Origin of the sequence: Proteus vulgaris, from assembly GCF_033708015.1 — a bacterium.
In the GTDB taxonomy this organism is placed as follows: domain Bacteria; phylum Pseudomonadota; class Gammaproteobacteria; order Enterobacterales; family Enterobacteriaceae; genus Proteus.
The window spans coordinates 595,785-610,372 of record NZ_CP137920.1; the positions used below are offsets into that span (position 1 = coordinate 595,785).

Annotated in this window: 15 protein-coding genes; 10 read left to right on the top strand and 5 right to left on the bottom strand. The window is 39.9% G+C overall.

Features of this window, described 5'->3' with window-relative positions; all coding sequences use genetic code 11:
• Positions 1-663: 663 nt before the first annotated feature.
• From arcB to mtgA, 3 genes are all read left to right on the top strand, one after another.
• Positions 664-3,000 (top strand): aerobic respiration two-component sensor histidine kinase ArcB, encoded by a 2,337-nt coding sequence (gene arcB / locus SB028_RS02985; protein ID WP_069368691.1) that lies wholly within the window; start codon positions 664-666, stop codon positions 2,998-3,000.
• Between the two features lie 236 nt (positions 3,001-3,236).
• Positions 3,237-3,887 (top strand): isoprenoid biosynthesis glyoxalase ElbB, encoded by a 651-nt coding sequence (gene elbB, locus SB028_RS02990; protein ID WP_069368690.1) that lies wholly within the window; start codon positions 3,237-3,239, stop codon positions 3,885-3,887.
• Between the two features lie 20 nt (positions 3,888-3,907).
• Entirely contained in the window at positions 3,908-4,609 is a 702-nt protein-coding gene (gene mtgA, locus SB028_RS02995) for a monofunctional biosynthetic peptidoglycan transglycosylase (protein ID WP_069368689.1), read from the top strand.
• A gap of 2 nt (positions 4,610-4,611) precedes the next feature.
• Here the strand turns inward: mtgA and SB028_RS03000 are convergent, their stop codons facing one another.
• Complete coding sequence (locus SB028_RS03000) at positions 4,612-5,502, bottom strand: AraC family transcriptional regulator (RefSeq protein ID WP_069368688.1); 891 nt, start codon at positions 5,500-5,502, stop codon at positions 4,612-4,614.
• A 494-nt stretch (positions 5,503-5,996) separates the two neighbouring features.
• Between SB028_RS03000 and SB028_RS03005 the strand changes: the two genes are divergently transcribed.
• Genes SB028_RS03005 through ureG form a run of 7 tightly spaced genes read left to right on the top strand, consistent with a single transcriptional unit; the run spans position 5,997 to position 11,032 of the window.
• Positions 5,997-6,833 carry an urease accessory protein UreD gene (locus tag SB028_RS03005; RefSeq protein WP_248620552.1) on the top strand — a complete coding sequence of 279 codons (837 nt, stop codon included), beginning with the start codon at positions 5,997-5,999 and terminating at the stop codon, positions 6,831-6,833.
• Positions 6,834-6,854: 21 nt separating this feature from the next.
• Positions 6,855-7,157 carry an urease subunit gamma gene (locus SB028_RS03010; RefSeq protein ID WP_069368687.1) on the top strand — a complete coding sequence of 101 codons (303 nt, stop codon included), beginning with the start codon at positions 6,855-6,857 and terminating at the stop codon, positions 7,155-7,157.
• Positions 7,158-7,165: 8 nt separating this feature from the next.
• Entirely contained in the window at positions 7,166-7,492 is a 327-nt protein-coding gene (locus SB028_RS03015; RefSeq protein ID WP_069368686.1) for an urease subunit beta, read from the top strand.
• Entirely contained in the window at positions 7,489-9,192 is a 1,704-nt protein-coding gene (gene ureC / locus SB028_RS03020) for an urease subunit alpha (RefSeq protein ID WP_069368685.1), read from the top strand. The genes SB028_RS03015 and ureC overlap by 4 nt, the downstream gene beginning before the upstream one ends.
• A gap of 25 nt (positions 9,193-9,217) precedes the next feature.
• The gene (gene ureE / locus SB028_RS03025; protein WP_069368684.1) at positions 9,218-9,715 is read left to right on the top strand and encodes an urease accessory protein UreE; all 498 of its coding nucleotides are present in this window, start codon (positions 9,218-9,220) and stop codon (positions 9,713-9,715) included.
• A gap of 24 nt (positions 9,716-9,739) precedes the next feature.
• Positions 9,740-10,405, top strand: coding sequence for an urease accessory protein UreF (locus SB028_RS03030; RefSeq protein WP_069368683.1), 666 nt, complete (start codon positions 9,740-9,742; stop codon positions 10,403-10,405).
• 9 nt (positions 10,406-10,414) lie between these two features.
• The gene (ureG, locus tag SB028_RS03035) at positions 10,415-11,032 is read left to right on the top strand and encodes an urease accessory protein UreG (RefSeq protein WP_069368682.1); all 618 of its coding nucleotides are present in this window, start codon (positions 10,415-10,417) and stop codon (positions 11,030-11,032) included.
• A gap of 114 nt (positions 11,033-11,146) precedes the next feature.
• On the opposite strand, the gene dolP is transcribed toward ureG, so the two are convergent.
• The 4 genes from dolP to SB028_RS03055 form a co-directional block, all read right to left on the bottom strand.
• On the bottom strand, positions 11,147-11,725 hold the full coding sequence (gene dolP / locus SB028_RS03040) for a division/outer membrane stress-associated lipid-binding lipoprotein (RefSeq protein WP_069368681.1): 579 nt from the start codon (positions 11,723-11,725) through the stop codon (positions 11,147-11,149).
• 9 nt (positions 11,726-11,734) lie between these two features.
• On the bottom strand, positions 11,735-12,325 hold the full coding sequence (gene diaA / locus SB028_RS03045) for a DnaA initiator-associating protein DiaA (RefSeq protein WP_004245257.1): 591 nt from the start codon (positions 12,323-12,325) through the stop codon (positions 11,735-11,737).
• A gap of 22 nt (positions 12,326-12,347) precedes the next feature.
• On the bottom strand, positions 12,348-12,725 hold the full coding sequence (locus SB028_RS03050; protein ID WP_069368680.1) for a YraN family protein: 378 nt from the start codon (positions 12,723-12,725) through the stop codon (positions 12,348-12,350).
• A gap of 79 nt (positions 12,726-12,804) precedes the next feature.
• Positions 12,805-14,568 (bottom strand): penicillin-binding protein activator, encoded by a 1,764-nt coding sequence (locus tag SB028_RS03055; protein ID WP_069368679.1) that lies wholly within the window; start codon positions 14,566-14,568, stop codon positions 12,805-12,807.
• Between the last annotated feature and the right edge of the window lie 20 nt (positions 14,569-14,588).

The window sequence follows — 14,588 nt, forward strand, 5'->3', positions numbered from 1 at the left end:
TACTTAGTTTACTGGACACCTCAAAAAAGAGCGCAAAAGGAACGTTTTGGCTCAAAGTATGTAGGTAAATTTATGGGTGCTCAGTCGGATGATGTTGTGTTTGCCTAGCTTGATGTGTTTTTTATATTGCTATGCAATGCCTTTTCAACTTATCGATAAATAAAAATCAGGTCAATGTGTAGGGATAGTTATCTGAGATACAATAGATAAGGAAATTTTTATTTTAATGTATTGATTAATAATCAAATTATTCTATTTTAAAATAGTATGTGATCGGTTTTTTTATGTGAGCTATATCACTTTATTTGAGCTATTTAGCTTTATCTCATCCTTTAATGATAAAAACGGGTAGTGAGTTATTCTAATGATTATTCTTATTTCAGAGTTTTATTGTTTTTGTACATTTTGTATAAAAAAAGACAAATTGCATTTTTTATAATAAGGTCTATTTATTGTTGATATCGCTTTCATTTATGTTGTTTGGTTTTGTATTGTTTTTATTAATGTATCTGTCTCAGATAGGCTCGTTGAGAGAAAATAGCGGAATTAAATCAAACAAAGTAATGAGAAATTACCACTCTTCGCAAGATTTCTGAATGTTCACCACTGCGCCAATTCATTTTTGGGTTATCATTCCATAGATTCAATATATTGGAGTTTTCAATGAAATTGCTCAAAGGGCTTGCCCAATACTACGTTGATTTAATGATGAGGCTGGGGTTAATTCGCTTCTCATTGTTATTAGCTTCTGCATTAGTTGTTTTAGCGATGGTTGTTCAAATGGCGGTGACATTCTTGCTTGCAGGTGATGTCACCAGTATTGACCTTGTTCGCTCTATTTTCTTTGGACTGATCATTACGCCTTGGGCTGTCTATTTTCTCTCTGTTGTGGTTGAACAGCTTGAAGAATCACGACGCCGTTTATCTCGTATGGTGGATAAGCTGGGTGTAATGCGACAGCGCGACTTAGAGTTAAATTCTCAATTAAAAGAGAATATTGAGCAATTGAACTTGGAAATACAAGAGCGTGAAAAAGTTGAAAAAGCGCATCTTGAACTATTAGAAAAATTAAAAAGCGAAATGAAGCGTCGTGAATTGACGCAAATTGAACTTGAGCAGCAATCTTCACTGTTACGCTCATTTTTAGATGCCTCTCCTGATTTAGTTTATTACCGCAATGAAGATAATGAATTTTCAGGATGTAATCGTGCGACGGAATTACTGACCGGTAAAAGTGAGAAACAACTTATCGGTTTAACACCACTTGATGTGTATGACGAAGATATTGCGGTAAAAGTGATGGAAACGGATGAAAAAGTTTTCCGTCATAATGTGTCACTCACTTATGAGCAGTGGCTAGTTTATCCTGATGGACGCAAGGCGTGTTTTGAACTGCGTAAAGTCCCATTTTATGATCGTATTGGTAAACGTCATGGCTTAATGGGCTTTGGACGTGACATTACAGAGCGTAAGCGCTATCAAGACGCGCTAGAGAACGCGAGCCGTGATAAAACCACCTTTATTTCAACAATCAGCCATGAATTGCGTACACCGCTAAATGGCATTGTTGGATTAAGCCGTATCTTATTGGATACCGAGCTTTCACCCGAACAACTCAATTACTTAAAAACGATCCATGTGAGTGCGATTACGTTAGGGAATATTTTTAATGACGTGATTGAAATGGACAAAATTGAGCGTAGAAAAATTCAGTTGGATAACCAGCCAATAGACTTCACAGAATTTATTTCTGATTTAGAAAATCTGTCTGGACTGTTAGTACAGCCAAAAGGATTGAAATTCACACTCGAAGCAGAAGAAACGCTACCGCATAAGATAACCTCTGATGGGACTCGACTACGCCAGATTTTATGGAATCTCATCGGTAATGCCGTGAAGTTTACTCAAGAAGGTGAAATCAAAGTACGTATTTGGCAAGAAGCGCCAGATAAGTTGTTCTTTGAAGTGAAAGATAGCGGAATTGGTATTCCAAAAAGTGAGCTTGAGAAAATCTTTGCCATGTACTATCAAGTCAATGATAGCCAAGGTGGTCGTTCTGCAACGGGAACGGGCATCGGACTTGCCGTCTCAAAACGTCTAGCACAGCATATGGGCGGTGATATTCGTGTCGAGAGTGAGTTAGGTAAGGGATCTACTTTTACCCTCTCTATCGTCGCTCCTGCGATTGAAGAGCATCACGATATCGAAAATGACGATGAGCTCTTATTACCTGCTTTAAATATTCTGCTTGTTGAAGATATTGAACTTAACGTGATTGTTGCCTGCTCTGTTTTAGAAAAGCTGGGTAATACTGTTGATGTTGCGATGACCGGAGCCGAAGCGTTATCGATGTTTAAGCCTAATGAATATGACTTAGTGCTATTAGACATTCAATTACCTGATATGACAGGTTTCGATATTTCAAGAAAATTACGCCAAGAATTCGACAGTAATGAACTCCCTCCTCTTATTGCGTTAACAGCAAATGTTTTGAAAGACAAAAAAGAGTATTTGGATGCGGGAATGAATGATGTGTTAAGTAAACCTCTTTCTGTGGACGCACTTACCGCGATTATCAATAAATTTTGGGGAGATGGTGCGGTTTCTGTGCCATGTAATGAGTCATCGGAATTGTTGAATAAAAATGAAGAATTATTAGATATAGACATGCTGAATCAATACATCGAACTCGTCGGACCTCAATTAATCACTGATGGTCTAGCGGTTTTTGAAAAGATGATGCCAAGTTATATGTCAGTCCTTGAATCTAACCTAACAGCTCGTGATGAGAAGGGTATTTCAGAAGAGGGGCATAAAATTAAAGGGGCAGCGGGTTCTATTGGTTTAAAACATTTACAGCAACTCGCTAAACAGATCCAATCATCAGAATTGCCTGCTTGGTGGGACAATGTACAAGAATGGGTTGATGAGTTAGAAAGAGATTGGAGAAAGGATGTGGAAAGTTTAAGAAACTGGTTATCAGACGCTACAAAAAAATAACCCCAACCGAAGGTTGGGGTGCGCGAATACTGCGCCAACACCAGGGAAACTTTTCTATCCGCTTTTTTGATTCTCATTACATAGGCGAATAGGATGAAACTATTCCATACATCATACAAGCAACAAAATAGCAAAGATAAGTTTTTTTGTTACAAGAAACATTTAAATATGTGATGCCGATTGGTGTTTACACCTATAAATGGGTAACTAGTAATCTACTACAAACGGAGAAAGATATGAAATCAATTGCGGTAATTTTAAGTGGCTGTGGTGTGTTCGATGGGAGTGAAATTCATGAATCAGTACTCACAATGCTTGCTTTAAGCCAAAATAATGCTGAAGTTCATTATTTTTCACCTAATGATTTACAACCAACTGTAATTAATCATATTACAGGTGAGGAAAAACCAGAAAAAAGGAATATGATGGAAGAATCTTCTCGTATTTCTCGTGGAAAAATCTCCCCTTTATCAGAAGCAAAGGCCGAAAACTTTGATGCTGTCATTATTCCTGGTGGTTTTGGTGCGGCGAAGAATCTGTGCGATTTTGCAACAAAAGGGGAGGGCTGTGAAATTAACAAAGATCTCTTAAGATTCGTACAAGCGATGCATCAGCAAAACAAACCATTAGGGTTAATGTGTATTGCACCTGTAATGTTACCAAAAATGTTAAATTCTCCAGTAAAATTAACAATTGGAAATGACGTGGAAACCGCTTGTGTGATTGAAAAAATGGGCGGCGTTCATATCGATTGCCCTGTCGATGATATTGTTGTTGATGAAAAATATCGTGTTGTCACAACGCCTGCGTATATGCTTGCACAATCTATTGCACAAGCACAGGTGGGGATTGAGAAACTGGTTAAGAAAGTCCTTGAAATGGCATAAAGAGTAGGCGAAAACAGCAGATGGTACTGGTGAGAAAGTTAAAGAAAGTATTAATTATTCTAATTGCTTTATGGCTGTTAACAGTTGTGCTGTTTTCTTTTTTACCTGTGCCTTTTTCTGCTGTTATGGTTCAAAGACAAATTTCTGCTTGGAGTGAATTTGATTTCTCTTATGTATCACATTCAACATGGGTAAGTGAAAAAGAGATCGCTCCCGTAATGTATTTAGCGGTTATTGCTTCTGAAGATCAAAATTTTCCTAAACATTGGGGATTCGATTTTGATGCTATTGAGAAAGTTTTCAAAAAAAATAATAACAACGGGAAAACATTACGTGGTGCATCAACGATTTCTCAGCAAACGGTCAAAAATCTCTTTTTATGGGATGGTCGTAGTTGGATAAGAAAAGGGCTTGAGGCAGGAATGACGCCTGTTGTCGAGCTTGTTTGGTCAAAAAAACGTATTTTAACGGTGTATCTGAATATTGTTGAGTTTGGTGATGGGATCTTTGGTGTAGAGCAGGCTTCTCAACACTATTTTAGAAAGCCTGCGAAACAACTTACCCGTCATGAAGCGGCATTATTAGCCGCAGTATTACCTAATCCGCATATTTATCACGTAAATAAACCTTCTGCTTACACCCTCAAACGACAGCAGTGGATCTTAAATCAAATGCGACTAATGGGGGGAACCTCCTTTTTAAAGAAAAATAATTTGTCATAACTTTATAAGGTTTGAAATATTTTTCTATTAGGCTCTGCAATCTTCTCCGATAACTTTGTTATCGCAGAGGGATCGTTAGATTGACGAGACTGGATGCGAAATTGTGAGGGGGTCATACCGTATTTACGTTTAAACGCATCGCAAAAATAAGCATTACTGCCAAAACCACAGCGATGACTTATTTGAAAAACAGAGTAATTGGAAAAGGTCAGGTAATTTAACGCAATACCCATTCTGACATCCAGTAATAGCTGGCAAAATGAGACGCCTTCTTTACTTAAATGTCGACGTAATGTTGATGGCGTTGTGAAAAGTGTTTTAGCCACATCTTCTAAATGCCATTTTCTTTGTGGATCTTGCGTAATTAAATGCGTAATTGCCTGATTTTTCGGCTCATCATAGTTAAATCTAAAGATATTTAAAATATCGATACCTTCTTGATACACCGCCATCAAAATAAAAAATAAGCATTGCTGCATAAACATGGTTTCTTGAGATGGAGAGCCATGTGGTAACGGTAAGCACTGTTTTAAAATGCCAAAATTACTTTTTATCACTTCAGGCGTTGATAAATGGTAAGCAGGAAGGTGGCTTGTCAGTGGCGAGCTAGATTTAATTAAAGGTTTTAGTAAAGAGAAAACAGATTGAAGCTCTGTTTCACATAATACAAGTGTGTGTAGTTCGATAGATTTATGCGTAAATTGACTGACTATGTCGCAAGAAACTTGACTGTATTTCGGAATAATAAGCGTTAAATGGCTAGAGACATCAATGGTTTGTCCATTGATGCAAATCGTACCTTTTGCGCCACTAACCATCGCTATCATCGGGTTTTCGATGTAAAACGTTTTTAAAGACATTTGGTTAGAGGACAGAATGTGTTTGTATTCCATGATTTCCGATATACCGTAGGCAAGTTAAGCATTCATCTTGCTTAAATGAACAATACTCAAAATGAGCGCATTTGTTGTATAAACTGATAAGCCACGACTAGAATAATAAATAGAAAGATTATTCTAATTTAAATTCGTGTTGTCATGCAAAGCAGAACGAGAGTGAAGCAGAATATAATCTTGTTGATAAAGCATGACAATATAGATATCTGCTCATTTTTTACATTTATTTTAAACAGTGTCATTTTTTCTAAATAAATTGTTATTTATTCAAAACGCATTTTTCGTAATAAGGTGTAGAATCGCGCGTCACAGACGGAGGAGATTATCCTGTTCTTAGGATATCACTGTTCGTCTTTTATCCACACCCTATCCAACATTCATTAGCTTATTTTCTATTTGATTTTGAATGATTCAATCTTATGGATAGCGCTGTATGTATTCACGTATTTTCCTGATTTATTGATAAATTTGCCGAGTTGGCAGGAGTGAGTATGTCTGACTTTTCAGGGAAGGGTTGGCTTGCTGAAATCGTTTTACGTTATGAAGTAAAACGCGAAATAACACGTCTTACAGAAAAGCGCCATATCGGCCCATTAATGGTTCAGCGCCCTTTTTACCCTGAGCAAGGTATTGCACACACTTATTTGCTTCATCCTCCAGGTGGCGTGGTGGGCGGCGATAAGTTATTGATTAATATTGATGTGCAGCCCCAAGCGCACGCACTGCTCACCACCCCTGGAGCCACTAAATTTTATCGCAGTGCAGGTGGTGTTGCTCAGCAAGTTCAAACCTTAAACGTGGCACCTAATGGCTTTTTAGAGTGGTTACCTCAAGAAAATATCTTTTTTCCTGAAGCGCAAGTTCGTTTGAAAACGGATATTCATATTGCATCTACGGCCAGATTTATTGGCTGGGAAATCCAATGTTTTGGTCGCCCCGTTTTAAATGAATGGTTTGATAATGGCAATGTAAAAGGGCGTTTAAATTTCTATATCGATGAAAAGTTGACATTAACTGAGTCGATTTTTGTTGATGGTTTACAAAAAAGATCGGCGGCAATGCGTGAATTTCCGATGTTGGGATCACTGTATATTTATCCCGCAACGGATAAGTTAAAAAGCCTTATTCAGCAAAGTATTGAGGCTTTCTCAGCTTCTTACGATCATATTATCGAATATGGTTTAACGGATGTAGACGGTATTTTAGTTTTACGGTTATTAGGCTCTCAAACAGAGCCAATGATGGCGTGTTTTGCCCAAGTTTGGCAAACCGTCAGACAACACTGGTTAGGGTATTGCCCTGAGCCGCCTCGTATATGGGCGACATAATCGTTAATTTTAGGAGCAGAAATGGAATTAACACCAAGAGAAAAAGATAAATTACTGCTTTTTACAGCGGGTCTTGTTGCTGAAAGACGTTTAGCGAAAGGGCTCAAGCTTAATTATCCTGAAGCGGTTGCACTGATTAGTTGCGCCATTATGGAAGGGGCGAGAGAGGGGAAAACCGTTGCCCAATTGATGAGTGAAGGACGCTCTGTTTTGACAGCAGAACAAGTTATGGAAGGTGTACCCGAAATGATAAAAGACATTCAAGTGGAATGTACATTCCCAGATGGTACAAAACTTGTTTCTATTCATGATCCTATTGTGTAGGTAACAACATGATACCCGGTGAAATTAGAGTTAACCAAGCATTAGGTGATATTGAACTTAATGCAGGTCGAGAGACAAAAACAATACAGGTTGCTAATCATGGCGATCGGCCCGTGCAAGTCGGCTCTCATTATCATTTTTATGAAGTGAATGACGCGTTGAAATTTGAACGAGAAGGCACATTAGGTTTTCGTTTAAATATTCCAGCAGGTATGGCGGTTCGTTTTGAACCAGGTCAAAGCCGTACTGTTGAATTAGTGGCTTTTGCAGGAAAGCGTGAGATTTACGGCTTTCATGGCAAAGTAATGGGTAAATTGGAGAGTGAGAAAAAATGAAAACTATCTCACGTCAAGCTTATGCAGATATGTTTGGTCCAACAACAGGTGACCGTCTGCGATTAGCCGATACTGCGCTTTTTCTTGAAATTGAAAAAGACTTCACCACTTATGGCGAAGAGGTCAAGTTTGGTGGTGGTAAAGTGATCCGTGATGGTATGGGGCAGAGCCAAGTTGTCAACGCTGAATGTGTTGATGTACTTATTACCAACGCCATTATTTTAGATCATTGGGGCATTGTAAAAGCGGATATCGGGATCAAAGATGGTCGCATTGTGGGTATCGGCAAAGCGGGTAATCCAGATGTACAACCTAATGTAAGTATTGTTGTAGGACCTGCCACAGAAGTCGTTGCGGGCGAAGGTAAAATCGTTACCGCAGGTGGTGTTGATACACATATTCACTTTATCTGCCCTCAACAAGCACAAGAAGGTTTAGTTTCTGGTGTCACCACGTTTATTGGCGGTGGCACAGGTCCCGTTGCAGGAACTAATGCAACCACAGTAACTCCTGGTATTTGGAACATGCACCGCATGTTAGAAGCGGTTGATGAACTTCCAATTAACGTCGGTTTATTTGGTAAAGGTTGTGTGAGCCAACCTGAAGCTGTTCGTGAACAAATTGAAGCGGGTGCTATTGGTCTAAAAATTCATGAAGACTGGGGCGCAACACCAATGGCAATTCATAACTGTCTTAATGTTGCCGATGAAATGGATGTGCAAGTTGCTATTCACTCTGACACCTTAAATGAAGGCGGTTTCTATGAAGAAACCGTGAAAGCGATAGCTGGCCGCGTGATCCACGTTTTCCACACAGAAGGCGCAGGTGGTGGGCACGCACCTGATGTCATTAAATCCGTCGGTGAGCCTAATATTCTACCCGCTTCCACTAACCCAACAATGCCCTATACCATTAACACGGTAGATGAGCATCTTGATATGTTGATGGTTTGTCATCACCTTGATCCTTCTATTCCCGAAGATGTGGCTTTTGCTGAATCTCGTATTCGCCGTGAAACCATCGCTGCAGAAGATATCTTACATGATATGGGAGCGATTTCTGTTATGTCATCGGACTCACAGGCTATGGGGCGCGTAGGTGAAGTTATTCTTCGTACTTGGCAGTGTGCACACAAAATGAAATTACAACGTGGCACATTAGAAGGTGATACCGCGGAAAGTGATAACCATCGCATTAAACGCTATGTGGCGAAGTATACGATTAATCCTGCTTTAGCGCATGGTATTGCACATGAAGTTGGTTCTATTGAAAAAGGGAAATTAGCTGATTTGGTTTTATGGGATCCGGCTTTCTTTGGTGTGAAACCCGCATTGATCATGAAAGGAGGCATGGTGGCTTATGCCCCAATGGGCGATATTAATGCGGCTATTCCAACGCCTCAGCCGGTGCATTATCGTCCAATGTATGCGTGTTTAGGTAAAGCCAAATATCAAACCTCGATGATCTTTATGTCGAAAGCAGGGATCGACGCAGGGGTGCCTGAAAAGCTGGGTTTAAAGAGCTTAATTGGTCGTGTTAAAGGCTGTCGTACTATTACTAAAGCGTCGATGATCCACAATAGTTATGTGCCTCATATCGAGCTTGATCCTCAAACCTATATTGTGAAAGCAGATGGTGTGCCATTAGTGTGTGAACCTGCAACGCAATTACCTATGGCACAACGCTATTTTCTCTTTTGATAAGCGTTTACCGAGAATATAGAGCATGAAAAGATTTACTCAACTTATTGATAAACAAAAAGCACTTGCAACAGCAACGTCCGAAAAACAGGCTCTTACTTTGTGTTTGACGATGGATGAAAGGACGAAAAGTCGTTTAAAAGTGACATTAAGTGATGGGCAAGAAGCTGGGTTATTTTTGCCTCGTGGTACGGTGCTAAAAGAGGGCGATATCTTACTGTCTGAAGATAATACGCAAGTAACGATTGAAGCTGCAAAAGAGCAAGTTTCAACCGTGTATAGTGACGATCCGCTATTATTGGCTCGTGTTTGTTACCACTTAGGTAATCGTCATGTTCCATTGCAAATTGAAGCGGGTTGGTGTCGTTATTTTCATGATCATGTTTTAGATGATATGGCGAGAGGTTTAGGTGCCAATGTCGTTGTGGGGTTAGAGAAATACCAACCCGAACCGGGCGCTTATGGGGGATCGTCAGGTGGTCATCATCATCATCACCATTCTCATGATGATCATCATCACTAATTATTTGAATAAGGGAGCCTATTGATGCTTGCAGATCTACGCTTATATCAATTAGTCAGTCCTTCTTTACCCGTGGGATCGTTTACTTATTCTCAAGGGGTAGAGTGGGCGATTGAAAAGGGGTGGGTTTGTTGTCCTCAAACATTAGCGGAGTGGCTAAGCACCCAAATGGCCGGTACGTTAGCAACGTTAGAGCTTCCTATCTTACGGCGATTACAAGAAAGTTTGGCACAAGCCAAAATGAGTGAAGTGAAATATTGGTGTGATTTTATTGTCGCAAGTCGTGAAACGAAAGAGTTAAGACAAGAAGAGCGCCAACGCGGTATCGCTTTTGCTCGTTTACTTCCTCAATTAGATATTGAGTTAGATGAGACGTTACAAGCGTGTGTAAAACAGACACAACTCATGGCATTTGCGTTAGCGGCTGTGAAATGGAGTATTTCCTCCGAAAAGTTATGTTGTGCTTACGCTTGGGGTTGGCTTGAAAATACGGTGATGTCAGGCGTAAAACTGATCCCATTAGGGCAGAGTGCGGGACAGAAAATATTGTTTACATTAGCCGAGCAGATCCCAGCAATTGTTGAGCAATCTGCACATTGGCCAACGGAAGATATTGGGAGTTTTACACCCGCGCAAATTATTGCCAGTAGTCGCCATGAAACACAATACACTCGACTTTTTCGTTCATGAGAAATCTATATGCAAGAATATAATCAACCACTACGTATTGGTGTTGGTGGTCCTGTTGGATCAGGAAAAACAGCACTGTTAGAAGTTCTTTGTAAAGCGATGCGCGACACTTATGAAATCGCGGTTGTGACTAACGATATTTATACTCAAGAAGATGCCAAAATCTTAACACGCGCTGAAGCATTAGATGCAGATCGTATTATTGGTGTTGAAACGGGAGGTTGTCCTCATACTGCTATTCGTGAAGATGCATCAATGAACCTTGCGGCGGTTGAAGAATTAGCAATGCGCCATAAACATCTTGATATCGTTTTCGTAGAGAGCGGGGGTGATAACTTAAGCGCGACATTTAGCCCAGAACTGGCTGATTTAACTATTTACGTGATTGATGTGGCTGAAGGGGAAAAAATTCCACGTAAAGGGGGGCCTGGTATTACACATTCAGATCTATTAGTGATTAATAAAATCGACCTAGCACCTTATGTTGGCGCCTCATTAGAGGTGATGGAAGCAGATACAGCAAGAATGCGTCCTGTGAAGCCTTATGTTTTCACAAATCTAAAAGAAAAAGTGGGTTTGGAAACGATTATCGATTTTATCATTGATAAAGGAATGTTAAGACGCTAATAGCTTGTTGTGAGCAAGGGCGAGTTTTAGTCAAGCAAGAAACTGTCAGTATCGGTCATTATTCACAAAGACCGATACTGTCAGGATAAGACAAAACGATATCAAAACGCGGGATTAATTAAGGTAAGTAAATGCGGTGGTGACTTTAACGACCCCTTTGGTTTCACTGGCAATTTTCGCAACAGCAGCGCCTTCTTGGCGGGTTAAAATACCAAATAAGAACACTTCACCATTTTCAGTGATCACTTTTACCGAAGAGGATTTTACTGAATCACTGCCTAAAATTTGAGAGCGAACTTTGGTGGTTAACCACGTGTCTGAAGATGCTGTACCTAATGTCACAGGCTCACCTTGGCGAATTTCGTTGTAGACGTTATTCACCCCTTCAACCTGACTTGCGACTTGTTTTGCCGTATTCGCAACAGACATATCAGGACTTTGACCTGTTAACAGAATATTGCCTTGATAAGCCGTTGCCACAATACGTGAATTGCTTTTCTTGATCTGTTCGTTTTTGTTTAGAGCACCAGAAACACGTGCTTCCAAAGTACCATCGTCAACTTGTTGCCCTAATGAGCGAGGATCGGTTGCCGTTTTTCCTGCAACTGCGGCAGTACCGACAACCGCTGCGCCGATACAACCTTGAAGTAAAAGTGCAGAACACAGCACTGCGGTGATAGGAAGCAATTTCATAGTAACTCCTTAGTCATCCTGATGTGGGAATAATGTATTATCAATTAAATCACAAAGACAATTGACTGTTAGCATCTGAACTTCCTGTATTCTGACGGTGCGTTGAGATGGAATACGAATTTCAACATCTTGAGGGCCTAATAATCCCGCAAGCTCTCCGCCATCATAACCTGTTAATGCCACAATGGTCATATCTCGTGTAACAGCGGCTTCAACGGCTTTAATAATACTTCTACTATTACCGTGAGTTGAGATAGCAAGTAGCACATCTCCAGCTTGTCCTAATGCACGCACTTGTTTTGCATAGATTTCATCATGCTGCTGATTTCCCATAATTGCAGTCATCACAACGCTATCTGTGTTTAACGATAGTGCAGGTAAGCTTGGACGCTCAGTTTCAAAACGATGGATCATGCTTGCGGCAAATCGTTGTGCTGTTGCTGCTGAGCTGCCGTTTCCACAGCTTAATATTTTATGGCCGTTTAACAAAGATTGAACCATCATCATGGCGGCTCTGGAAATGGCATCTGGTAATGCTTCTGCTGCTGCAATTTGAGTTTGAATACTCTCTGTAAAGCAGACTTTGATTCTATCAAGCACGTTAAGACCTATATAATCTAATTTAACGAATAAATTCCGTATAATCGAGAATGTTTTTTAACCATATTAACTGGCGTTGATCAAATGCACAAATATCAAAACGACAGTCTGAAGTCTCGATACTTTCTTGGTGTTGTGCTAACCAACATTTCGCTGTACGCCATAAGCGACGCCGTTTTGAGGTAGTAACAGAGCTTATTGCATCACCAAATAAGATGTTACGTCTAAAACGAACCTCAACAAATACCCATGTCCTCTTTTCCTGCATAATAAGATCAATTTCTCCACAGGGATATCGGACATTACGCTCAATCAATATTAATCCTTGTTGACGTAAATATTTTAGCGCTTTTTGTTCATAGTATCGCCCTAAAAAATAAGGGTTTTTAGAAAAAATCATCCATGATTTCCTTTTTTATCTCACTCATAAAATAAACCGCCTTTATGGCGGTTTATTTTATGATAACGCAATACGTGTATTACTGCGCAACGGGTTCAATCTTACCTTGTTTAAATTGCATCCAAGGAAGTTCTCTATAAACCGTACAGTTATTTTCAACACGTAATGAACCTGAAATACCATTAAAACGTAATGTACCTTTTGTCAGATCATTGTAATTGTTTGCTAATGACCAAGCATCAATTCCCATAGCATAAAGGCGCATTAATGAGTAATCGTTCGCAAATTTGCTTGATGCTTTTTGCATCAACGGCAAATTAGCGCCAGTCATCAATGGAATATCGCTAAATTGAATACCATCCATCTCCATACGGAAATCAGGACCTGTTCCACCTTGGTTACTGCGCGAACTAACATAAATAGGTGGACGCTTTTGGGTACTGATTGCCATATCAATCATTGGCTTAATTAAAGTTAATTCATCGCTAGTCGCAATGATATAAACCGAATCAATGGCACCACCTGTGGAGGGAATAGATTGCGTCTCTAATGGTAAAGGTGCATTAGCCGTCGGTAGAATAGGTGTACCTGTCATACGAATACCCACACCACGGTTAATAGAGGCTTTTAAGCTTTCAACAGAACTAAACGTTTGTTGTAAAACGGTGCCACCCCCTGTGCGTTGCCATTCATCAGCAAAGGTTTGTGCCATTCTTTGACCAAATTTATTATCAGGAACAATAATTAATGGATTAGATTTTTGTTGCTGACGTAAATGTTGTGCCGCATTACGGGTTTCATCTTCTGGTGAAAGAGAGAAGAAACAGACGGTTGTCGCTGAAGGGACATTATCTAATTCATTTAATGCCAAAACAGGTAAGCCACTTTGAAGCTCAATTGTCTTCATGACTTCAGGTTTTAGTAATGGACCAACGATTAGGTTGGCACCGTCTTGCTGTACTTTTTTCAGTAAAACGTCGATAGATTGGCTATTGGTATCATAAACAATCACTTGGCGAGAGTTTTGTGCAATAGGATCAAGTTGAACGGTCATATTACCTGAAAAAGTCTCAGTTTCTTTTTCTTCTTTTACTTGATTTGTTTCACTATTCTCAGCGGTATCTTTAGCTGTATCTGGATCCGTTGCTGGCGTTTCAGTATTGCTAATGCCTAATTCTTCTAAGATTGAGGCTAGGCTATCATCGTTTTTAGGGGCTTGGGGTTCAGGCATTGCTTGTGGTTGTGGTAAGCCACTTTGCGCATCAAGGAAGCCTTGACGAATAGCTTCACCAAAAACTTTCGCTTGTCCTGTTAAAGGTAATAATAATGCGATTTGGCTACTTGCACTGACAGACGGTTGTGAAAGACGTAATAATGATGCTGGAAGTGTTAATGCCGCTGGATTTCGAGGATAGCGAGTTTGCCATTCTCTGACCGCTATTGATAACTTATCAGCATCATCTTTGTTGTATTCATAGGTATTCAGTAAATCTAACCAACCTTGCAGTGTATTTTCATTAGCCTTGATAACAATACCACGGCGTTGTTCTGGTGTAAGTTTGGTTAGCGTGAGCCATGTATCATCAATATTTTTCTGATGCAGTTGAGGATCAGTAATTAATGTTTCTAACCCGATATAGGCTCTAATAACATCCAAAGATGCAAGCCCTTGAGCGTCATCAATCACTTTTTGAAATTGTTTCATCTCCATTTCTGCTTTTGCAGCGGGAGTGAGCGGTTGTTCTTGTTGCCCCGTCAGGGTACAACCTGACATAATCAATGCAGAGAGTATCGCAGTATAGGATAAACCTGTTTTAAAACGCACAAAAATTGAGGAAAGCATACTGTACCCAGTGATGTTTT